This is a genomic window from Streptomyces sp. NPDC057543 (assembly GCF_042801895.1).
In the GTDB taxonomy this organism is placed as follows: Bacteria; Actinomycetota; Actinomycetes; order Streptomycetales; family Streptomycetaceae; genus Streptomyces.
Map to the genome: position 1 here is coordinate 1 of NZ_JBHVFF010000059.1, position 20,425 is coordinate 20,425.

The following is a 20,425-nucleotide window of genomic DNA, read 5'->3' on the forward strand; positions in this document are numbered from 1 at the left end:
GTCGCCGGACGGACTCAGCCGGCTCCCCCGGCGGCTCCCTGCTGCTGCTTCACGAGGTCGGTGAAGTCGACCGTGTCATTGGCCGGGGGCTCCTCGACCGAGACCTTCGTGCCGTAGTCGCTGTAGTACACCGTCGAATTCAGTTCGCCGGTCTTCATCTGGCCGCGCTCGGTCTTCTTGACCAGCAGATCGTTCTCGTCGACCCAGATGTCGACCTGCTCCGTGGTGATCCCGGCGTCGCTCAGCTGCTTCTTCAGCTGGTCGAGCTGGTCGGCGTCGAGCTTGGAGTTCTTCGCGGTCAGCGCGGCGACGTCGACGGTGCCGGAGTAGTGCGTGGCGGAGACGCCGCGTACGTCCTCCTGGCCGACCTTCTTCACGTCACCGGAGGCCAGCAGGGACTTCACCCCCTGGTCGGGGGTGGTGTTCTGCATCTGCTGCTTCATCGCCTCGCCGGAGGCGCCGGCGAGCTTGGCGAGGTCGGCGTAGCCGTAGTTGATCCAGTGCTTGCCGCCGGCCTGCCTGGCGAAGGCCTCGCCCATGTTGACGGCGTAGCCGTCCTTGAAGTAGCGGGCCTGCATGGCGCCCGTGCCACCGTTCTGCTTCATGGCGTCCGCCATGGTGCCCCCGGTGTAGGTGATCTCCATGGTGCCGGTGAGACCGTCGGTCCAGTCGATGGTGCCGCTCTGCTTCATGGACATGGTGGTGCCCATCTGCGTGGTGCCCTCGACCTTCGCCGAGCTCTCCCCGCCGGTCTTCTTCTGCACATCGAGCAACGCGGCTATCGGGTCGGCCTTCACCACGGCGCTGCCGCGGTTGTCGCCGCCCTTGTCGTCCGATCCGCCGCAGGCCGCGACCGACGTCAACGCCGCCGCCACCGCTACCGACAGACCCACGCTTCGTACGGTACTGGTCCTCATGTCCGCTTCCACCCCTCGTTCGGCTCTCGGAGCCTGACGGTAACGCACAGCTCCGACACAGCCACCGGCTACATACGGATACGAGGACGGGCCCCGCACCTCGAAAGGTTGCGGGGCCCGTCAATGTCACACGTGACGCGGCTTGCTGCCGAGCGCTGGGGCTCAGACGGCGGCCGGGTCCTCCTCGACGAGGAGGTTACGGGTGCGGTTGGCGTCCAGCGGGATGCCGGGGCCCATCGTGGTGGCCAGGGTGGCCTTCTTGATGTAGCGGCCCTTGGCGGCGGACGGCTTCAGACGGAGGATCTCCTCCAGCGCCGCTGCGTAGTTCTCCACCAGCTTGGTGTCGTCGAACGAGACCTTGCCGATGATGAAGTGCAGGTTCGAGTGCTTGTCGACGCGGAACTCGATCTTGCCGCCCTTGATGTCGTTGACAGCCTTCACGACGTCGGGGGTGACGGTGCCGGTCTTCGGGTTCGGCATCAGACCACGCGGACCGAGCACCCGGCCGAGGCGGCCGACCTTGCCCATGAGGTCCGGGGTGGCGACGACGGCGTCGAAGTCCAGACGGCCCTTCGCCACCTCGTCGATGAGCTCGTCGGCGCCGACGATGTCGGCGCCCGCGGCTTCCGCGGCCGCAGCACGGTCACCGGTCGCGAAGACCAGGACCCGGGCGGTCTTGCCGGTGCCGTGCGGGAGGTTCACGGTGCCACGGACCATCTGGTCGGCCTTGCGAGGGTCGACACCCAGGCAGAACGCGACCTCGACGGTGCCGTCGAACTTGGTGGAGGCGGTCTCCTTGGCGAGACGGACGGCCTCGAGCGGGGCGTAGTTGCGCGCCCGGTCGACCTTGGCGTCCGCAGCGCGGAGGTTCTTGCTGCGCTTCACTTCTGCTCCTGTGGTTTCAGGGTGTGGAGTCGTGGTGCGGGCCAGCGCTTGGCCCTACCACTGAGGACGTGAGGGGCTGAATCAGCCTTCGACCGTGATGCCCATGGAACGGGCGGTGCCAGCGATGATCTTCGACGCGGCGTCGAGGTCGTTGGCGTTCAGGTCGGGGAGCTTCGTCGTGGCGATCTCACGGACCTGGGCAGCCGTCAGCTTGGCGACCTTGGTCTTGTGCGGCTCGCCGGAGCCCTTCTCCACGCCCGCGGCCTTGAGGATCAGCTTCGCGGCCGGCGGAGTCTTGGTGACGAAGGTGAAGGAGCGGTCCTCGTAGACCGTGATCTCCACCGGCACGACCATGCCACGCTGCGACTCGGTCGCGGCGTTGTAGGCCTTGCAGAACTCCATGATGTTGACACCGTGCTGGCCGAGCGCGGGGCCGACCGGCGGGGCCGGGTTGGCCGCACCGGCGTTGATCTGGAGCTTGATAAGCCCCGTGACCTTCTTCTTCTTGGGAGGCATTGCTCTCTCCGGGTCCTAGTGAGAGTGTTTCGCCGCCGTCCGGTCATCCGGATGGAGGCATACCGCACAACGATAACGGGTATGGCTGCGCGACCAAAAACCGAGCAGGTCAGACCGGCCGTGGAGCCGGTCTGACCTGCTGGGTAGGCATGTGTCCAGAATCTGGCCGAAAGCCGCTAGTTCTTCTGGATCTGGTCGAAGCTGAGCTCGACCGGGGTCTCGCGGCCGAAGATCTCGACGAGACCCTTGACCTTCTTCGAGTCGGCGTTGATCTCGTTGATCGTCGCCTGCAGCGTCGCGAACGGGCCGTCGGTGACGGTGACCGAGTCGCCCACCTCGAAGTCGAGCACCTGCACCTCGACCTTGCGGGACGGAACCGGCTTGCCCTCGGCCTCGGCGGCCTCACGGGCGGCCTTCTCCTCGGCCTCCGGGGCGAGCATCTTGACGATCTCGTCGAGCGTCAGCGGGTACGGGTCGTAGGCGTTGCCCACGAAGCCGGTGACGCCGGGGGTGTTACGGACGACGCCCCAGGACTCGTTCGTCAGGTCCATGCGCACCAGGACGTAGCCCGGCAGCTTGTTCTGGCGGACGTTCTTGCGCTCGCCGTTCTTGATCTGGACGATCTCTTCCTCGGGCACTTCGGCCTGGTAGATGAAGTCCTCGACGTTGAGCGAGACGGCGCGCTGCTCCAGGTTGGCCTTCACGCGCTTCTCGTAACCGGCGTACGTGTGGATGACGTACCACTCGCCGGGAAGGCCGCGCAGTTCCTCGCGCAGGGCCGTGACGGCGTCGACGGGGGCGGCCGGCTCGGCCTCCTCCGCGGCTTCCTCGTCGCCCTCGGCGGGCTCGTCGTCGTTCGCGTCGCCCTCGGAACCGGCTTCGGCCTCGGCGTCGTCCTCGGTGTGCAGGGCCGCCTGCTCGGCGGGCTCACCTGCGGCGGCGTCGGCAGCTTCAGCCTGGTCCGGCTCCTCGGCGTCCGCCGCCTCGACGATGTCGAGCTCGTCCTCGGCGGACTCGAAGGCGCCCGCCGTCGGCTCGACGGCGTCGTTCAGGTTCGGGTCAGACACGGTGGCTGCTTCTTCCTGGATACAAATGGGTGGAACATGCGAAAGGGGCGCCCATGAGGCGCCCTCCGCGGGATCAGCCGAAGACGTACTTCACGACCCGCTGGAACCCGAAGTCAATCACGGTCACCAGGCCGATCATGACGACGACGAAGACAATCACCACGGTGGTGTATGTCGTCAGCTGATTACGAGTCGGCCAGACAACCTTGCGCAACTCGGCGACGATCTGGCGGTAGAACAGCGCGAGGCGACCCAGGGGGCCCTTCTTTCCGCGCTTGCCGCCCTTCCGAGTCTTCTTCTTCGACTCGGGTACTTCATCCTCAGCATCAGGCATGTCGATGGAGCCCACGGCGTCCGTCACGCTTCTCACCTGATTCCGGGTCATGGCCGTGCCGCGCCCGGTGGAGCCGCACGGCGGTGCATTGAAGTACGTACATGCGCACACTTCCTGGCGAGGGAGTGTGTAGCAGGGCCGGAGGGACTTGAACCCCCAACCGCTGGTTTTGGAGACCAGTGCTCTACCAATTGAGCTACGACCCTTTGTGGTTTCCACCAACCTACCGCATCTTCCCGGATGCTCCAGGTGCGAGAACGATGTGGCTGGTGAAGGCCAACGACAGGTGAGTGTACGTGTTCAGCGGCCCGGCGTCGAACAGATAGCTCCCGACAACTCCTGGTCGCATGTTGTCCGCATGGTGTCCGAGTCCTGTCCGGTCCCTGAAACCCGTGTGCCTACAGGGATCGCGGTCTGGGACCATGGGGGCCATGAGCGCTGCAACTTCTCCGTCCGAGCGCCGGGTCTCCGCCCGCATCGGTGCAATCTCCGAGTCCGCCACCCTCGCCGTCGACGCCAAGGCCAAGGCCCTCAAGGCCGCCGGCCGTCCGGTGATCGGCTTCGGTGCCGGTGAGCCCGACTTCCCGACCCCGGGATACATCGTCGAGGCCGCGGTCGAGGCCTGCCGCAACCCGAAGTACCACCGCTACACCCCGGCGGGAGGCCTTCCGGAGCTCAAGACCGCCATCGCGGAGAAGACGCTGCGCGACTCCGGCTACGAGGTCGACGCCTCCCAGATCCTGGTGACCAACGGCGGCAAGCAGGCCATCTACGAGGCGTTCGCCGCGATCCTCGACCCGGGCGACGAGGTCATCGTCCCGGCGCCGTACTGGACCACGTACCCCGAGTCGATCCGTCTCGCCGGCGGTGTCCCGGTGGAGGTCGTGGCCGACGAGACCACCGGCTACCGGGTCTCCGTCGAGCAGCTGGAGGCCGCGCGCACCGAGCGTACGAAGGTCGTCCTGTTCGTCTCCCCGTCGAACCCGACCGGTGCGGTGTACAGCGAGGCCGACGCCAAGGCGATCGGCGAGTGGGCCGTCGAGCACGGCCTGTGGGTGCTCACCGACGAGATCTACGAGCACCTGGTCTACGGCGACGCGACGTTCACCTCGCTGCCCGCACTCGTTCCCGCGCTGCGCGACAAGTGCATCGTGGTCAACGGCGTCGCCAAGACGTACGCGATGACCGGCTGGCGCGTGGGCTGGCTCATCGGCCCGAAGGACGTGGTCAAGGCCGCGACCAACCTGCAGTCGCATGCCACGTCCAACGTCTCCAACGTCGCCCAGGTCGCCGCGCTGGCCGCCGTCTCCGGAGATCTGGACGCGGTCGCCGAGATGCGGAGCGCTTTCGACCGGCGCCGGCAGACCATCGTCCGGATGCTCAACGAGATCGACGGGGTGCTGTGCCCGGAGCCCGAGGGCGCGTTCTACGCGTACCCCTCGGTCAAGGAACTGCTCGGCAAGGAGATCCGCGGCAAGCGCCCGGCCACCTCGGTCGAGCTGGCGGCGCTGATCCTGGACGAGGCCGAGGTCGCGGTCGTACCGGGTGAGGCCTTCGGCACACCGGGCTACCTGCGGCTCTCGTACGCCCTGGGCGACGACGACCTCGTCGAGGGCGTCTCGCGGCTCCAGAAGCTGCTGGGCGAGGCCAAGGCCTGAGCACGTCCTGAATTCTGTGCGTGACCCCCGGCTCCGGCCGGGGGTCGCTTTTTTGTTCGGTGGTCAACCCGATAGGGAAAGCGGCTACCGCTGAACCCCACGTGTGCGGCAGGATCTCCGAATGGAGCGTGATGTACGGCTGTTGCCCAAGGCCCACCTGCACCTGCATTTCACCGGGTCGATGCGGCCCACGACCCTGCTCGAACTCGCCGACAAGTACGGCGTGCACCTGCCGGAGGCCCTGACCGGCGGCGAGCCGCCCAGACTGCGGGCGACGGACGAGCGCGGATGGTTCCGCTTCCAGCGGCTCTACGACATCGCCCGGTCCTGTCTGAGGGCCCCCGAGGACATCCGGCGGCTCGTGCGCGAGACGGCCCAGGAGGACGTCGCGGACGGCTCCGGCTGGCTGGAGATCCAGGTCGACCCCACCTCGTACGCCCCGCTCCTCGGCGGGCTGATCCCGGCGATCGAGATCATCCTGGACGCGGTGGACAGCGCCTCGCGCGAGACCGGTCTGCCGATCCGGGTGGTGATCGCGGCGAACCGGATGAAGCACCCGCTGGACGCCCGGACCCTGGCCCGGCTCGCGGTGCGGTACGCGGACCGGGGCGTGGTCGGATTCGGGCTCTCCAACGACGAGCGGCGCGGGATGGCCCGGGACTTCGACCGGGCCTTCGCCATCGCCCGCGACGGCGGTCTGCTGGCGGCCCCGCACGGGGGCGAGCTGGCCGGGCCTTCGAGCGTGCGGGACTGCCTGGACGATCTCGGCGCGGCCCGGATCGGGCACGGCGTACGGGCCGCCGAGGATCCCCGGCTGTTGCGCAGGCTGGCCGAGCGGGGAGTGACCTGCGAGGTGTGCCCGGCGTCGAACGTGGCGCTGGGCGTCTACGAGAAGCCGGCCGACGTACCCCTGCGCACTTTGTTCGAGGCCGGGGTGCCGATGGCGCTGGGCGCGGACGATCCGCTGCTCTTCGGCTCCCGGCTGGCCGCGCAGTACGACCTCGTACGGCGCCACCACGCGTTCACGGACGAGGAGCTCGCGGAACTGGCCCGGCAGTCGGTGCGGGGCTCCGCGGCTCCGGCCGCGGTTCGGACCGAGCTCCTGGCGGGCATCGACGACTGGCTGTCGAAGCCGGCGGACTGAGACCGACCGGCCGACGGGCGCTGTCTACGCCACGAGCCCCTGTATCAGCGCCCTGGCCACGGACGCGGCGAACGCGTCGAGGGACTGCGGCGGCCCCCCGGCCTCCGTGGCGTCGTAGGCGAAGGCCCGCTGCGCACAGGCGCCCAGGAGCAGCGAGGCGGCCGCGTAGGTGTCCGCGTCGGCCCGCACCCGGCCGGCTGCCTGTTCGGAGCGCAGATACGCGTCGAGGCCGCGGATGGGCATATGGGGGCCGGTGCCCAGCTCCCTCATCGCGTCGTTGTGGCGTTCCTTGAGCCTGGGCTCGGCATACAGCGAGGCGGCGATCGGGAAGCTCTGCTCGTAGAAGCGGGCGGCCTGTCGGGCGATCTCGGTGAGGTTCTGCTCGACGGTCCGTTCCGCCGCCCCCGGTGACACGACGAGTCGCTTCAGCAGCGGGTTGAGCTTGGGCAACCGTTCCTTGAGTACGGCCACGAACAGCTCCTCCTTGCTCGGGAAGTGCTTGTAGAGCGCGGCCTCCGAGCAGCCGGCGGCTCGGGCGATCTCCTTGGTGGTGGCGCGGGCCAGGCCGATGGTGAGCATCAGCTGGTGGGCTGCGTCGAGTATGCGGACGCGGGCCGGCTTCTGCTCCATGTGCACTCCAATGAAGCTTGACGAGGTGGTGAGTATCCACTCACTGTAGAGGTGAGTGAATACTTACCCACCCCGGGAGGGTGCGCAATGAGGATCACAGTGTTCGGGGCGACGGGCGGTGTCGGCCAGGAGATCGTCCGCCAGGCGGTGGCGGCGGGCCATGAGGTGACGGCGGTGGTCCGCGATCCGGCGCGACTGCCCGTCCCGCTCTCCGATGTACAGGTCCACGCCGCGGCGCGCATCGACGATCCGGAGGCGCTGCGCGAGGCGGTCGCGGGCCGGGACGCGGTGCTCTCCGGGCTCGGCTCGCGCGGCCGGAAGGCCGACGGTGTCGCCGAGCGGCTGACCCGGTCGGTGCTGGAGGCGATGGAGGCCGAGGGCACGCGGCGGCTGCTCGTGGTCAGCGCGGCCCCGGTCGGCCCCCGGCCGGCCGATGACCCGCTGGTGGACCGGATGCTCCGCAAGGTGGTCGGGGCGATCCTCAAGGAGGTCTACGCGGACCTGACACGGATGGAGGCGGCGCTGGCCCGGAGTGCGACGGACTGGACGTCCGTACGGCCGCCGAAGCTCACCAACGGGCCGCTGACGGGGAAGTACCGGACGGCCTTCGGCAGCAGCCCCCGCAGAGGCCGGACCATCTCACGGGCCGATGTGGCACACGCGATGCTGTCGCTGATCGACGATCCGGCCGCGGTGAAGCAGGGCGTGGGCGTGGCGTACTGAGCCACGCGCCTTCTACAGGCTCACGCCGACCGTCACCGGTTCGTTGACGAGCGTGACGCCGAATGCCTCGTGCACCCCGGCGACGACCTCACGGGCGAGCGCGAGGAGGTCCTCGGTGGTCGCGCCGCCGCGGTTGGTGAGCGCGAGGGTGTGCTTGGTGGAAATGCGGGCCGGCCCTGTGCCGTAGCCCTTGGTGAAACCGGCCTTGTCGATGAGCCAGGCCGCGGAGGTCTTGGTGCGTCCCCCGTCCGCGGGGAAGGCGGGGGGCGTCACATCGGGGCCGAGCCGGTTTTGGGCGCGGGCGAGGAACGCCTCGTACTCCGCCTCCTCCAGGATCGGATTGGTGAAGAAGGAGCCGGCCGACCAGGAGTCGTGGTCCTCCGGGTCCAGCACCATGCCCTTGCCGGCGCGGAGCCTGAGCACCGTTTCGCGGGCGGCCGCGGCGGGCACGCGCTCACCGTGTTCCACACCCATGGCGCGGGCCGTTTCGGGATACTTCAGGGGGGCGGACAGACCGCCCGCATCTTCCAGCTCGAAACGGACACGCAGCACCACGAACCGGTCGGGTTCGGCCTTGAAGCGACTGTGTCGGTACGAGAATGCGCACTCGGTGTTCGGGATGGTGACCGTTTCGCGGGTGTACCGGTCGTAGGCGACGACCTCCGTGATGGTGGAGGAGACCTCCTGGCCGTAGGCGCCGACGTTCTGGATCGGCGTCGCGCCGGCGGATCCCGGGATTCCGGCCAGGCACTCGATGCCCGCGAGACCGGCGTCGACGGTACGGGCGACGGCGTCCGTCCAGACCTCTCCGGCGGCCAGTTCCAGCGTCGTACCATCCAGCGCGAAGCCCTCGGTCGCGATGCGCAGGGCGGTGCCGTCGAAGCCCTTGTCGCCGATGACGAGGTTGCTGCCGCCCCCGATGACGAGGAGCGGGGTGCCGCTCTCGTCGGCCTCGCGCACGGCTTCGATCACCTCGGCGTCGGTCGTCGCCGTGAGGAGGCGGGCGGCGGGACCGCCGAGCCGGAAGGTGGTCAGGGGGGCGAGGGGCGCGTCGTGGAGTTCGTGCACGGGGACAAGAGTACGGTCCGTGCCCCCGCCGCTCGGGCGGGACCACGGACCGTACGCACGGGGCCGCGGCTCAGACGGCGACGGACACGCGCTCCTCCGCCGTCCCGTCCGCCGTCTCCGGCGCGGGGGCCGAGGCGTGGCGGCGGCCCGGGATGAGCAGGGCGACCAGGGCGGCCAACGCCACCACACCCGCACCCATCCACACCGCCGGAACGGTCCCGTCCGTGAAGGACCGCGCGGATTCGTACCCGCCCCGCGACGAGAAGACCGTGGCAAGCACGGCGACTCCGAGCGCTCCGCCGACCTCGCGCAGGGCGTTGTTGGCGCCGGAGGCGATGCCCTGCTCCGCGGGAAGGACGCTGGACATCACGAGACTGGCGGCGGGCGCGAAGTACAGAGCCATGCCGATCCCGCCGGCGATCAGGCCGGGCAGCTGCGAGGCGTACGAGGCGTCCGGGCCGATGACCAGCGCGAAGAGGGCGAGTCCGACTGCCTGGAGGGCGAGCCCGGCCACGACCACCGGACGGCCGCCGAAGCGGTCGGAGAGCACCCCCGCGACGGGTGCGACCAGCATCGGCATTCCGGTCCAGGGCAGCATCCGCAGGCCGGCCTCGGTGGGCGAGTAGCCCAGCACGCCCTGGAAGTACTGGCTGATCAGGAAGATCGACCCGAACATCCCGAGGAACATCAGCAGGCCGGCCATGTTGATCCCGAAGAACGCGCGGCTGCGGAAGAGCCGCATGGGCAGCATCGGGTTCTTCGCGTGGAAGCCGTGGTAGATGAAGCCGCCGACGAGCGCGGCACCGGCGATCAGGGCCGTGAGGACGGTGGGGCTGGTCCAGCCGTCGGAGTTGGCGTTGACCAGGCCGTAGACGATGCCGAAGAGTCCGCCGCTGACCAGGAGTGTGCCGGGGATGTCGAGCCGCGAGTCCGGCGCGTGCGACTCCGCCAGACGCAGTCGCGCCAGGGGGAGCAGTGCCAGACCGATCGGGACGTTCAGCCAGAAGATCCACTGCCAGGAGAGGTGCTCGGTGAGGCTGCCGCCGATCAGGGGGCCACTGGCCACGGCCAGTCCGGTGACGGCGCCGAAGATGCCGAGCGCGGCACCGCGACGGGCGGGTGGCACGGCGGCCGTGAGCAGGGTGAGCGTCAGGGGCATCATGATCGCGGCGCCCACGCCCTGGACCGCCCGGAAGGCGATCAGCTCGTTGATCCCGGGCGAGAGGGCGGCCGCGGCGGAGGCGCCGGTGAAGACGGTGAGCCCGGTGAGGAAGAGCCGGCGGCGGCCGAACCGGTCGCCGAGGGCGGCCCCTAACATCAGCAGCACGGCGAAGGTGAGGGTGTAGGCGTTCACCGTCCACTCGAGCTCCGCCAGCTCGCCGCCGAGGCTCTCGCGGATGGAGGGCAGGGCGGTGGTGACGACGAGGTTGTCGAGGCCCGCCATGAATCCTGCGACGCTGGTGATGACGAGGGCCCAGACCGCGCCTGAGCGGCCTGTCGTGTGCTGTTTCACTGCTCCCCCTGGGGATTAGTTATCAATTACTAATTTCTCTGGGCAGAAAACCGGGCATAACCCGGGTCGCGCTGTTCAGGCGATCGGCCTTGCCGAGTCATAGAACCCCGACCAGATCCGGTGACCGGCCGGGAAGCCGAGCGAGGTCAACGTATTGATGAGCATGCCGAACGCCCAGAACGTCGTCGTTTCCTTGACGTCGGCACCCAGGATGAGATCGGCCTCGTCCCACATCTTCAGCCAGGCGGCACGCACCGCGTCGCCGAGTTCATGGTCCCCCGAGGCATCGGCACTCGCGACGGCCGCATAGGCCTGCATCTGCATCTGGAGCTTGTCGGGGTCGTCGACGATGAGCCGCCGGTACGCGGCAGCCATCGCCCTCACCGCCTCTTCGCCCTCAAGCCCCTCGGCGGCCTCGGCGAAGACCTTCCGGGTGTCCGCGAGGCACCGCTCGACGGCCGCGAGGAACATGGCCTGCTTGTTGGGGAAGAGGCGGAACAGGTACGGCTGCGAGACGCCGACGCGCTTGGCGATCGCCTCGGTGGAGGTGGCTGCGTAACCACCTCGGGCGAACTCGGTGATCGCCGCACGAATGACGCTCTCGCGCCGCTCTTCCGCACTCATCCTTGCCATGGCACTAAGTTAGTACTCAATCACTAACTTCGTCAACCGGTACACCGAGTAGGGCATGCGCAAGAAACGCGTAGGGCCTGTCCGCCGGATCAGGGTCGGACAGGCCCTACGGAGCGCCGCCCCATGGACAGTGCCCCTACGCCACACTCGAATCAGCCGAGCCGCACCACGGCGCGGGACATGCCCAGCACCTTCTTGCCGTCACTCATGGCCGTCAGGTCCACCCGCACCTGCTTGTCGTCCAGCAGGGCGGCCACCTTGGCGCTGACCTCGATCAGGGCGCCCTTGTCGTCGTTGGGCACGACGACCGGCTTGGTGAACCGCACTCCGTACTCGACGATCGCACCGGGGTCGCCGACCCAGTCCGTGACGACCCGGATCGCCTCTGCCATGGTGAACATGCCGTGCGCGATCACGTCCGGCAGTCCGACCTCGCGGGCGAACTTCTCGTTCCAGTGGATCGGATTGAAGTCACCGGAAGCGCCGGCGTACTGCACGAGCGCCGCCCGGGTCACCGGGAAGGACTGCGCCGGCAGCTCCGTACCGACCTCGACCGACTCGTAGGCCACCTTCGCCGTCATCACGCCTCCTCGGCGGCGCGCGCCACCAGCTTCGTCCACGCGGTCACGACATGCTCACCGGACTCGTCGTGGACCTCTCCGCGGATGTCCAGGACGTCATTGCCCGCCAGGGACTTGATGCCCTCGATCGTCGACGTGACCGTCAGCCGGTCCCCCGCCCGCACGGGGCGCACGTAGGTGAACTTCTGGTCACCGTGCACCACGCGGCTGTAGTCCAGGCCCAGCTGCGGGTCCTGCACCACCTGGCCGGCGGCCTTGAAGGTGATCGAGAAGACGAACGTCGGCGGCGCGATCACATCGCTGTGGCCGAGCGCCTTGGCTGCCTCGGGGTCGACGTACACCGGATTGGTGTCGCCCACCGCCTCGGCGAACTCGCGGATCTTCTCCCGGCCGACCTCGTACGGCGGGGTGGGCGGATAGGACCGCCCTACGAAGGACTGGTCGAGCGCCATGAGCTCGCAACCTCCTGGTGAAAGATGAAAAGGCCGAAGAACAGCCCCCATACAACGACACGAGGCCGCCCCCAGTGGGGACGGCCTCGTGTACGAGCCTGTTTCAGCGGGTTTCGCGGTGCGCAGTGTGCGAGTTGCAGCGCGGGCAGTGCTTCTTCATCTCAAGACGGTCCGGGTTGTTACGCCGGTTCTTCTTGGTGATGTAGTTCCGCTCCTTGCACTCCACGCAGGCCAGCGTGATCTTCGGGCGGACGTCGGTGGCAGCCACGTGAGTGCTCCTTGGACGGACGGATGGACGGATGAACGCAAAAAAGAGTAGCCGATCGAAGGACCGACCCCACAATCGGCTACCGTAAGTAGCGGTGACCGGACTTGAACCGGTGACACAGCGATTATGAGCCGCTTGCTCTACCGACTGAGCTACACCGCTTTGATGACGAGTCCCCCCGCCGAAGCGGGGTTTCCCGATCACCAGAGCCCCAATGCGGAATCGAACCGCAGACCTTCTCCTTACCATGGAGACGCTCTACCGACTGAGCTATTGGGGCGAGCGATGAAGACATTACACGGTCGGTCGCCGATCGCCCAAATCCGTTTCGGAGCCCCATCCGGCGCCCTTGATCGATGCCCCGCCGATCCCTTGATCAGCGGCCTTCCGCCCGCCCGTCAGCCGCGCTCCGGCCCGCCCGTCAGCGGCCTTCCGGTCCATTGGCGGCAGCTTGGTCAACGCCTCGGCCGTCGCATGAGCCACTACGCCCCCGCCGTACACCCGTACCCCGGATACCTCTCAGGGCCACACCGGTACGACTATTTCGCTCCTCCTCGAACCGGGCCGAACACGCCCCTAGGCTCGTCTCACTCTGCGTGATCTTGCACCCCTTCCCAGGAGCGCGATGCCCGACAGCCAGCCGCGGCAGCCGGACGACCATGCCGCCGACGCGGCCGATGCGACCAGCAGCCACGACACCGCCGAGACCGGCGCCCTGGTGCTCTGCGGCGCCCGTCTCACGGACGGCCGCATCGTGGACGTGCGGCTCAGCGGCGGCCGCATCGAGGCCGTGGGCACCGCGGGCAGCCTGACCGCCCCCGGCCCACGGGTGGACCTGCGCGGCTATCTGCTGCTCCCCGCCCCGGCCGAACCCCACGCCCACAGCGACACCGCGCTCACCGCCGACGGTGCGGGCCCCGACACCACCCCGGGGCCCGTGTCGCACCGCCCCGAGGACATCCAGCGCCGCGCCACCGAGGCCGCTCTGCTGCAGCTCGGCCACGGCGCCACCGCGCTGCGCGCACACGTGCGGATCGGCTCCGTCCAGGGCCTCGCCTCCCTCGAAGCCGTGTTGCAGGCGCGCGGTTCGCTGCGCGGACTCGTCGAACTGACCCCGGTCGCCGTACCCGGCCTGCTCACCGGTGTCGCGGGCGCCGACAACCTGGCCATGCTGCGTGACGCGGTGAAGATGGGGGCCGGCGCGGTCGGCGGCTGTCCCGACCTCGACCCGGACCCGTCGGGCTACGCGGAAGCCGTCCTGGAGATCGCCGCCGAACAGGGCTGTCCCGTCGATCTGCACACGGACGGCGCCGACCCGGCCCGGCTCGGCCGGCTGGCCGCCATGGCCGGCGGGCTGCGGCCCGGCGTCTCCGTCGGCCCGTGCGCCGGCCTCTCCCGGCTCCCCGCGCAGGCCGCGACCCGGGCCGCCGACCAGCTCGCGGCGGCCGGGGTGACGGTCATCTGCCTCCCCCAGGGCGGCTGTTGCGGGATGGAGGGCCGGGGCACCGCCCCCGTACGGCTGCTGCGGGCGGCCGGGGTGCGGGTCGCGGCGGGCAGCGGGGCCCTGCGGGACATCGCGAACCCGGTGGGGCGCGGGGATCCGCTGGAGGCCGCCTACCTGCTGGCCTCGCAGAGCGGGATGCGCGCCGACGAGGCGTACGAGGCGGTGTCCTCGGTCGCGCGGAAGGCGATGGGACTGCCCGGGATCCGGGTCGAGGCAGGTTTCCCGGCCGAGCTGCTCGCCGTACGCGGGGATCAGCTCTCGGGCGTGCTGTCGCTCGCCTACAGCCGGATCGTGGTGCATCGCGGCCGGGTGGTGGCGCGGACGAGCGCGGTGCGCGAGTACTGCGACTCGGAGACCGTCTGGGCCCTCGGCCTGCCCCGCCAGGGACGGCCGGATTCCGGTCCCTGCGGCGGGCCTTGAGCGCGGTGGCCCGCCGCGGCGTACGGTCGTGACCATGCGCATTGTCATCGCAGGTGGACATGGTCAGATCGCGCTGCGGCTGGAGCGGTTGCTCGCTGCGCGCGGGTACGAGGCCGTGGGTGTCGTCCGAAATCCGGAACAGAGCGAGGACCTCCGGGCGGCGGGCGCCGAGCCGGTCGTCCTGGATCTCGAATCGGCCGCCGTGGAGGAGGTGGCGGAGGTGCTGCGCGGCGCCGACGCGGCGGTCTTCGCGGCCGGTGCGGGCCCGAACAGCGGCTCGGCACGCAAGGACACGGTCGATCGCGGCGCGGCGGTGCTGTTCGCCGACGCGGCCGAACGGGCGGGGGTACGGCGCTACGTCGTGGTCTCGTCGATGGGCGCCGATCCCGATCACCCGGGCGACGAGGTCTTCGACGCGTACCTGCGGGCGAAGGGCGCCGCGGACGCGTACGTGCGCTCCAGGACCGCACTCGACTGGACGATCCTGCGCCCCGGAATGCTGACGAACGACGCGGGTACGGGGATGGTCCTCCTGACCGCCTCGACCGGCCGCGGACCGGTGCCGCGCGACGATGTGGCGGCGGCGCTGCTGGAGCTGCTGGAGACCCCGGCGACAGCGGGGCTGACGCTGGAGCTCATCTCGGGGAACGTGCCGGTGTCGGTCGCCGTGAAGGACGTGGCGGGAAACTGAGCCGTTCCGGGCGGGGCGGTCCCCCGGTGGTCATGGCAGGGAGCCATCGCCCCTGGTCAGCCATGCGGCGCCGGGCGGACCGTGATGCCGTGGCGTTCCAGCAGGGCGGCGGTGACGCCGTCGCCCTCGCGGAGCTCGCCCGTGAACGTACCGTCATAGACCGTGCCGCGCCCGCAGGAAGGGCTGCGCGGCATCAGCAGCGCCTCCGTGCACCCGGCCCGGCGCGCGGCGTCCAGCGCCCGCCGGGCGCCGTCCACGAACGCGTCCGTCACGTCGTGCCCGGTGTCGTCCACGACGCGGGCGCTGCCGTCCAGCACGTCGTGGCCGTCGCCGCCGACGATCTCGGCGGGACGACGCGGGGTGGGCAGTCCGGCGGCCACCTCGGGGCAGAAGGTCACGGGCCGACGGTCTCCGACGGCATCGGCCACTGCGGCGGAGGCCTTGCCGCGGCCGTCGAAGCGGCAGGGCACACCGTGCAGACAGGCGCTGACCAGCACAGGTTCCATGTTCACGCCCCTCGCAGCCGAAGCCACGGCACACGTCGCGGCAGAAACAAAGAAGGCCCCTGTCCTAGGACAGGGGCCTTGCCATGTGGCGGCGCCAGGGTTCGAACCTGGGTAGGCTGAGCCGGCAGATTTACAGTCTGCTCCCTTTGGCCACTCGGGCACACCGCCAGGGATTGCTGCCGTGAGAACCGCTTTTCGGCGGTGCTCCGTGGCAACGACGTAAACGATACCCGATGCCCGGGGGTGCTACGCCACTGGATTGATCAGCGGCCCGATCCGGCGTGGGTGGCTAGGCTTTGACCGGCGGCGCGGTGCCGACAGGCCCGCGACCGCCCGTACGCACCCCGTTTCCCAGCACCCCGATACAAGGAGCCACACGTCATGGCCGACTCCAGTTTCGACATCGTCTCGAAGGTCGAGCGGCAGGAGGTCGACAACGCCCTCAACCAGGCCGCCAAGGAAATCTCGCAGCGTTACGACTTCAAGGGCACCGGCGCCTCGATCTCCTGGTCCGGCGAGAAGATCCTGATGGAGGCGAACGGCGAGGAGCGGGTCAAGGCGATCCTCGATATCTTCCAGTCCAAGCTGATCAAGCGCGGCATCTCGCTGAAGTCGCTGGACGCGGGCGAGCCGCAGCTGTCCGGCAAGGAGTACAAGATCTTCGCCACGATCGAGGAAGGCATCTCCCAGGAGAACGCCAAGAAGGTGGCGAAGATCATTCGCGACGAGGGCCCGAAGGGCGTCAAGGCGCAGGTTCAGGGCGATGAGCTGCGGGTCAGCTCGAAGAGCCGGGACGACCTGCAGGCCGTGCAGGCGCTGCTGAAGGGCCAGGACTTCGACTTCGCCGTGCAGTTCGTGAACTACCGGTAGGTCCCTCGCGGGTCCTGCGCCTTCCGGTCGCACTCCTCGCGGGTGCGGGGCGGGAGGCGCAAGGCCCGGATGTGATGTCCGAATACCGCCGGTCGCGGCGGCGCGGGGGACGCAGACTTGTCCGTGCCGGACGACGATCCCGTCGACTTCCGGCAGGACGGGCAAGGAGACAGTCATGACCATGTACGCAACGGTCGACAGCCCGCTGGGTGAACTGCTGCTGGTCGGCGAGGCGGCCTCCGGCGCGGCCGGCGGGGTCGCGCTCGCCTCGCTCTCGCTTCCGGGCCAGAAGGGCGCCGCAGTCGTCCAGGACGGGTGGACCCACGCGCCGGAGGCCTTCACGGGCATCGCTGCACAGTTGCGGGAGTACTTCGCGGGGCGACTGACCCGCTTCGACGTCGCGTACGCGGACGGCCGCGGCACCGACTTCCAGCGCCGGGTCTGGGCGGCTGTGGACACCGTCCCGTACGGGGAGACGGTCTCGTACGGGCAGATCGCCGAACGGATCGGCGCGCCCGGGGCCGGCGTGCGGGCCGTGGGGACCGCGATCGGGCGCAATCCGCTGCTGGTCGTGCGGCCGTGCCACCGGGTGATCGGCGCGGACGGGGCCCTGCGGGGTTACGCGGGTGGCCTGGAGCGCAAGGAACAGCTTCTGGGGCTGGAAGGCGCCCTGGCGGTGCGCTGACATGTCCGGGCTCTTCCCGAGGCCGCGGGTCGTCGTCGCGCCGGGGGCCGTGCACGTGCCCGAGTGGCTGCCGCCGGAGCGCCAACGGGAGTTGGTGGCCGCCTGCCGGGAGTGGGCGCGGGGGCCCGTGCCGCTGCGGCACACGGTGCTGCCGGGCGGCGGGGTGATGTCCGTGCAGACGGTCTGCCTGGGGTGGCACTGGCAGCCGTACCGGTACTCGCGTACGGCCGATGATGTGAACGGCGCCCGGGTCGCCGAATTCCCCGGCTGGCTGGCCGAGTTGGGACGGAAGGCGCTGGCCGACGCGTACGGGGACGAGAGGGCGGTCCGGACGTACGCGCCGGACACCGCCCTCATCAACTTCTACGACGACGCGGCGCGGATGGGCATGCACCAGGACAAGGAGGAGCGGTCCGGTGCTCCGGTGGTCTCGCTCAGCATCGGTGACACCTGCGTCTTCCGTTTCGGGAACACCGAGCACCGCGGAAAGCCTTACACGGATGTGGAGTTGGCCTCCGGCGACCTGTTCGTCTTCGGCGGCCCTTCGCGCTTCGCGTTCCACGGTGTGCCGAAGATCTGCCCGGGGACGGCGGATCCGGCGACGGGCATGGGGCATGGCCGGCTCAATCTGACCCTGCGCGAGACCGGGCTGGATGCGCCGGGCGACGACGGTCGTCAGCGACGTTCGCGGGAGTTTCCGAAGAGCAGCCGGTAGGCGATCAGCAGGACCAGCGAACCGCCGATGGCCGAAACCCAAGTGGCCGTGTCGTAGAAGTCGTTGGAGATGGGGCGGTCGAGGAAGCGCGACGATATCCAGCCGCCGAGGAAGGCGCCGACGATCCCGATGAGGGTGGTGCCGACCAGGCCGCCCGGGTCGCGGCCCGGGAGCAGGACCTTGGCGATGGCGCCGGCAAGCAGTCCGAGAATGATCCAACCAATAATGCTCATGCGTGCGAACCTACCCGTCACTCGTTCCTGGAATCCAAGACGTTCCTGCCGGTCGGGCGGTTGCGTGCGCGGTCCGCGATCCGGGGTCCGCGGTGGCGGGCGGACCGTCCCCCACTCGCCCGTGGGTCATACGCGGGCGCTGAAATCCGGCCAGGGTGCCATCTCGGCCCCTTCGTCCTCGGACTCCTCGCAGTACCACGCGGTGCCGTCCAGCCAGCTGCGGAGCCACTGGGCGAGGTCGGGCTGGTCCACGTACCAGGCGCGCTCCGGCTCGTCGGCGTTCGGTTCGAAGAGCAGCACTGTGGTGTGTTCACTGCGACAGTCCACGCAGGAGTACATCCCGCACCCCAGGCTGCATATCGGCAGTACGCCCTCCGGCCAGGGCCACCCGCCCTCCTCGGTCGCGGCCCGGCGGTGCGCGAGATACTGCGCGACGACGGACTCCTCCCCATCCGGCTCGCGGTCGCCGATCAGCGGCATCAGGCCGTACTCCGGTCCGAAGCCGCCGTTGGCGATCCGGGTGTACAGCGCGGTGAGCAGCGGCGGCAGGGTGAAGCCGAGGGCGGCTTCGGCCCGCTCGACGGCCTCGGCGGGCAGCGGGGCGGGGAGGGGGTGCTTCTCCCGGCGCCGGGCGGTGCGCGTGGTCTTCTCCGCGGCTGCCAGCAACTGCTCGGTGTCGTTCATGGGTTCATGGTGGACGACGGCACTGACAATCGCCGTCGGCGCGTGAATCCGGGGGCCACGATCGCCTCTTCCGGTTCACTCCGGTTCCGACTCTCGGCGTCCGGGCCTGATACTGGGCACTGAGCAGGGCCGACGGACGAGCGAGACGGAGCGCGGAGATCATGAAGCCTCTTCAGTTGATCCTCAACATCCTTTGGGTGGTGTTCTGCGGCTTCTGGATGGCCCTCGGCTACGCGGTCGCGGCACTCATCTGCTTCATCCTCATTGTGACCATCCCCTTTGGCATTGCCTCCCTGAGGATCGCGGGCTTCGTCCTGTGGCCTTTCGGCCGGACCACCGTGGAACGGCCCGGCGCGGGGGCGCCCTCGTGCGTGGGCAACGTGATCTGGCTCGTCTTCGCCGGCTGGTGGCTCGCGCTGGGGCACCTGCTCACGAGCATCCCGCTGTTCGTGTCGATCATCGGCATCCCCTTCGGCTGGGCGAACCTGAAGATGATCCCCATCTCCCTCATGCCGCTGGGGCGAGAGGTGGTCACGACCGACGAAGCGTTCGGAGCCCGGTGACGGCGAAGAATCTCGCGCCGTCGGGGCACAGGGCCTCTCTCGTTCGGATCACGAGGGGCTCGCGAGGCCTGGCACTGGGCCACGCGGCGTGACACGAGCCCCTCGGTACCGAGTTCGTTCCGTTCCGTCAGGAACTCCCGGAAGAGGGGAAAAATGGTGGCTCACGGCGGTCCGTCACGGAGGCGGATGTCCTCCACACGGCTCCCCGGGCCGTCCTCACGGGCGATGTCCTGCCATCTGTTCCAGTCGGGCGATGCGCTCCGCCATCGGCGGGTGTGTCGAGAACATCTTTGACATGCCTTGGCCGGGGCGGAAGGGATTCGCGATCATCATGTGGCTCGCGGTCTCGATCCTGGGCTCGGGGGGTAGCGGGAGCTGTTTCGTTCCTGCGTCCAGCTTCCGAAGTGCGCTGGCGAGGGCCAGCGGGTCGCCGGTCAGCTGGGCGCCCGATGCGTCCGCCTGGTATTCGCGGGAGCGGCTGACCGCCAGTTGGATGACGGAGGCGGCCAGCGGGCCGAGGATCATGATCAGCAGCATGCCCAGGATGCCCGGGCCCTCGTCGTCGTTGGACCGGCCCACCGGAATCAGCCAGGCGAAGTTGACCAGGAACATGACGACGGAGGCGAGCGCTCCGGCGACGGACGAGATCAGGATGTCGCGGTTGTACACATGGCTCAGCTCGTGGCCGAGGACGCCGCGCAGCTCCCGCTCGTCCAGGATCTGCAGGATGCCTTCTGTGCAGCAGACCGCCGCGTTGCGCGGATTGCGGCCCGTCGCGAAGGCGTTGGGGGCCTGCGTCGGAGAGATGTAGAGCCGGGGCATTGGCTGGCGGGCGTCCGTCGAGAGCTCGCGGACCATGCGGTAGAGCTGAGGCGCCTCGAATTCGCTGACGGGGCGGGCGCGCATGGCCCTGAGCGCCAGCTTGTCGCTGTTCCAGTACGCGTAGGCGTTGGTGCCGACGGCTACGAGGAGCGCGACGATCAGGCCCGTACGTCCGAAGAAGCTTCCGATGACGATGATGAGTGCGGACAGGCCCCCGAGGAGTACGGCGGTTCTCAGCCCGTTGTGCCGGCGGTGCACGGTACGCCCTCCAAGTGGTGCGGCAGGGGAACCCTTTGCTTGGTGGTCTCCACTTCCTCAGTGGAGCCTCCCGTACAGGTCAACG

General features: G+C 69.3%; 25 protein-coding genes and 4 tRNA genes. 9 read left to right on the forward strand and 20 right to left on the reverse strand.

Annotation, left to right across the window (positions count from 1 at the left end; translation table 11 throughout):
- Positions 1–14: 14 nt before the first annotated feature.
- The 6 genes from ACFU8Q_RS12970 to ACFU8Q_RS12995 all read right to left on the reverse strand — a co-directional run bounded on the left by ACFU8Q_RS12970 (position 15) and on the right by ACFU8Q_RS12995 (position 3,925).
- Entirely contained in the window at positions 15–917 is a 903-nt protein-coding gene (locus ACFU8Q_RS12970) for a hypothetical protein (RefSeq protein ID WP_384451960.1), read from the reverse strand.
- Between the two features lie 162 nt (positions 918–1,079).
- On the reverse strand, positions 1,080–1,802 hold the full coding sequence (gene rplA / locus ACFU8Q_RS12975) for a 50S ribosomal protein L1 (RefSeq protein WP_362195902.1): 723 nt from the start codon (positions 1,800–1,802) through the stop codon (positions 1,080–1,082).
- Positions 1,803–1,883: 81 nt separating this feature from the next.
- Complete coding sequence (rplK, locus tag ACFU8Q_RS12980; RefSeq protein ID WP_006126872.1) at positions 1,884–2,318, reverse strand: 50S ribosomal protein L11; 435 nt, start codon at positions 2,316–2,318, stop codon at positions 1,884–1,886.
- Positions 2,319–2,494: 176 nt separating this feature from the next.
- The gene (nusG, locus tag ACFU8Q_RS12985; protein ID WP_384451963.1) at positions 2,495–3,385 is read right to left on the reverse strand and encodes a transcription termination/antitermination protein NusG; all 891 of its coding nucleotides are present in this window, start codon (positions 3,383–3,385) and stop codon (positions 2,495–2,497) included.
- Between the two features lie 73 nt (positions 3,386–3,458).
- Complete coding sequence (secE, locus tag ACFU8Q_RS12990; protein ID WP_266747946.1) at positions 3,459–3,746, reverse strand: preprotein translocase subunit SecE; 288 nt, start codon at positions 3,744–3,746, stop codon at positions 3,459–3,461.
- A 106-nt stretch (positions 3,747–3,852) separates the two neighbouring features.
- A tRNA-Trp gene (locus ACFU8Q_RS12995) sits at positions 3,853–3,925 on the reverse strand.
- Positions 3,926–4,150: 225 nt separating this feature from the next.
- On the opposite strand from ACFU8Q_RS12995, the gene ACFU8Q_RS13000 reads away from it, so the two are divergent.
- On the forward strand, positions 4,151–5,377 hold the full coding sequence (locus tag ACFU8Q_RS13000; protein WP_384451966.1) for a pyridoxal phosphate-dependent aminotransferase: 1,227 nt from the start codon (positions 4,151–4,153) through the stop codon (positions 5,375–5,377).
- Positions 5,378–5,498: 121 nt separating this feature from the next.
- Positions 5,499–6,521 carry an adenosine deaminase gene (locus ACFU8Q_RS13005; RefSeq protein WP_384451969.1) on the forward strand — a complete coding sequence of 341 codons (1,023 nt, stop codon included), beginning with the start codon at positions 5,499–5,501 and terminating at the stop codon, positions 6,519–6,521.
- A gap of 24 nt (positions 6,522–6,545) precedes the next feature.
- Here ACFU8Q_RS13005 and ACFU8Q_RS13010 read toward each other — a convergent pair whose 3' ends face one another.
- On the reverse strand, positions 6,546–7,151 hold the full coding sequence (locus ACFU8Q_RS13010; protein ID WP_384451972.1) for a TetR/AcrR family transcriptional regulator: 606 nt from the start codon (positions 7,149–7,151) through the stop codon (positions 6,546–6,548).
- Between the two features lie 87 nt (positions 7,152–7,238).
- Between ACFU8Q_RS13010 and ACFU8Q_RS13015 the strand changes: the two genes are divergently transcribed.
- Positions 7,239–7,874, forward strand: a complete 636-nt coding sequence (locus tag ACFU8Q_RS13015; protein WP_384451975.1) for an NAD(P)-dependent oxidoreductase — start codon at positions 7,239–7,241, stop codon at positions 7,872–7,874.
- A gap of 12 nt (positions 7,875–7,886) precedes the next feature.
- Here ACFU8Q_RS13015 and ACFU8Q_RS13020 read toward each other — a convergent pair whose 3' ends face one another.
- From ACFU8Q_RS13020 to ACFU8Q_RS13055, 8 genes are all read right to left on the reverse strand, one after another.
- Positions 7,887–8,942 (reverse strand): UDP-N-acetylmuramate dehydrogenase, encoded by a 1,056-nt coding sequence (locus tag ACFU8Q_RS13020; RefSeq protein WP_384451977.1) that lies wholly within the window; start codon positions 8,940–8,942, stop codon positions 7,887–7,889.
- 70 nt (positions 8,943–9,012) lie between these two features.
- Positions 9,013–10,455, reverse strand: a complete 1,443-nt coding sequence (locus ACFU8Q_RS13025; protein WP_384451980.1) for an MFS transporter — start codon at positions 10,453–10,455, stop codon at positions 9,013–9,015.
- A gap of 75 nt (positions 10,456–10,530) precedes the next feature.
- Positions 10,531–11,079, reverse strand: coding sequence for a TetR/AcrR family transcriptional regulator (locus ACFU8Q_RS13030; RefSeq protein ID WP_384452043.1), 549 nt, complete (start codon positions 11,077–11,079; stop codon positions 10,531–10,533).
- A 161-nt stretch (positions 11,080–11,240) separates the two neighbouring features.
- Entirely contained in the window at positions 11,241–11,669 is a 429-nt protein-coding gene (locus ACFU8Q_RS13035; RefSeq protein WP_384451983.1) for a MaoC family dehydratase, read from the reverse strand.
- Positions 11,669–12,121, reverse strand: coding sequence for a MaoC family dehydratase N-terminal domain-containing protein (locus tag ACFU8Q_RS13040; RefSeq protein ID WP_384451985.1), 453 nt, complete (start codon positions 12,119–12,121; stop codon positions 11,669–11,671). The genes ACFU8Q_RS13035 and ACFU8Q_RS13040 overlap by 1 nt, the downstream gene beginning before the upstream one ends.
- Before the next feature lie 103 nt (positions 12,122–12,224).
- Positions 12,225–12,389 (reverse strand): 50S ribosomal protein L33, encoded by a 165-nt coding sequence (rpmG, locus tag ACFU8Q_RS13045; RefSeq protein ID WP_003956487.1) that lies wholly within the window; start codon positions 12,387–12,389, stop codon positions 12,225–12,227.
- Between the two features lie 89 nt (positions 12,390–12,478).
- Positions 12,479–12,551, reverse strand: a tRNA-Met gene (locus ACFU8Q_RS13050).
- Between the two features lie 45 nt (positions 12,552–12,596).
- Positions 12,597–12,669: transfer RNA gene (locus ACFU8Q_RS13055), tRNA-Thr, on the reverse strand.
- Between the two features lie 345 nt (positions 12,670–13,014).
- On the opposite strand from ACFU8Q_RS13055, the gene ACFU8Q_RS13060 reads away from it, so the two are divergent.
- The gene (locus ACFU8Q_RS13060) at positions 13,015–14,313 is read left to right on the forward strand and encodes an amidohydrolase family protein (RefSeq protein WP_384451988.1); all 1,299 of its coding nucleotides are present in this window, start codon (positions 13,015–13,017) and stop codon (positions 14,311–14,313) included.
- A 34-nt stretch (positions 14,314–14,347) separates the two neighbouring features.
- On the forward strand, positions 14,348–15,004 hold the full coding sequence (locus ACFU8Q_RS13065) for an SDR family oxidoreductase (RefSeq protein WP_384451991.1): 657 nt from the start codon (positions 14,348–14,350) through the stop codon (positions 15,002–15,004).
- A 56-nt stretch (positions 15,005–15,060) separates the two neighbouring features.
- On the opposite strand, the gene ACFU8Q_RS13070 is transcribed toward ACFU8Q_RS13065, so the two are convergent.
- A complete protein-coding gene (locus ACFU8Q_RS13070) occupies positions 15,061–15,510 on the reverse strand; it encodes a DUF523 domain-containing protein (protein WP_384451994.1) in 450 nt (149 codons plus the stop codon).
- Between the two features lie 86 nt (positions 15,511–15,596).
- Positions 15,597–15,678 (reverse strand) — tRNA-Tyr (locus ACFU8Q_RS13075).
- 213 nt (positions 15,679–15,891) lie between these two features.
- On the opposite strand from ACFU8Q_RS13075, the gene ACFU8Q_RS13080 reads away from it, so the two are divergent.
- From ACFU8Q_RS13080 to ACFU8Q_RS13090, 3 genes are all read left to right on the forward strand, one after another.
- On the forward strand, positions 15,892–16,380 hold the full coding sequence (locus ACFU8Q_RS13080; RefSeq protein WP_030926258.1) for a YajQ family cyclic di-GMP-binding protein: 489 nt from the start codon (positions 15,892–15,894) through the stop codon (positions 16,378–16,380).
- 175 nt (positions 16,381–16,555) lie between these two features.
- Entirely contained in the window at positions 16,556–17,065 is a 510-nt protein-coding gene (locus tag ACFU8Q_RS13085) for a methylated-DNA--[protein]-cysteine S-methyltransferase (RefSeq protein ID WP_384451997.1), read from the forward strand.
- Between the two features lies 1 nt (position 17,066).
- On the forward strand, positions 17,067–17,780 hold the full coding sequence (locus ACFU8Q_RS13090) for an alpha-ketoglutarate-dependent dioxygenase AlkB family protein (protein WP_384452000.1): 714 nt from the start codon (positions 17,067–17,069) through the stop codon (positions 17,778–17,780).
- On the opposite strand, the gene ACFU8Q_RS13095 is transcribed toward ACFU8Q_RS13090, so the two are convergent.
- Positions 17,741–18,013, reverse strand: coding sequence for a GlsB/YeaQ/YmgE family stress response membrane protein (locus ACFU8Q_RS13095; RefSeq protein WP_384452002.1), 273 nt, complete (start codon positions 18,011–18,013; stop codon positions 17,741–17,743). The two genes, ACFU8Q_RS13090 and ACFU8Q_RS13095, sit on opposite strands and share 40 nt — an antisense overlap.
- Before the next feature lie 126 nt (positions 18,014–18,139).
- Complete coding sequence (locus ACFU8Q_RS13100) at positions 18,140–18,697, reverse strand: SMI1/KNR4 family protein (RefSeq protein ID WP_384452005.1); 558 nt, start codon at positions 18,695–18,697, stop codon at positions 18,140–18,142.
- A 161-nt stretch (positions 18,698–18,858) separates the two neighbouring features.
- On the opposite strand from ACFU8Q_RS13100, the gene ACFU8Q_RS13105 reads away from it, so the two are divergent.
- On the forward strand, positions 18,859–19,260 hold the full coding sequence (locus tag ACFU8Q_RS13105; RefSeq protein WP_384452008.1) for a YccF domain-containing protein: 402 nt from the start codon (positions 18,859–18,861) through the stop codon (positions 19,258–19,260).
- A gap of 216 nt (positions 19,261–19,476) precedes the next feature.
- Here the strand turns inward: ACFU8Q_RS13105 and htpX are convergent, their stop codons facing one another.
- Entirely contained in the window at positions 19,477–20,340 is an 864-nt protein-coding gene (gene htpX, locus ACFU8Q_RS13110) for a zinc metalloprotease HtpX (protein ID WP_384452011.1), read from the reverse strand.
- Positions 20,341–20,425: the final 85 nt, after the last annotated feature.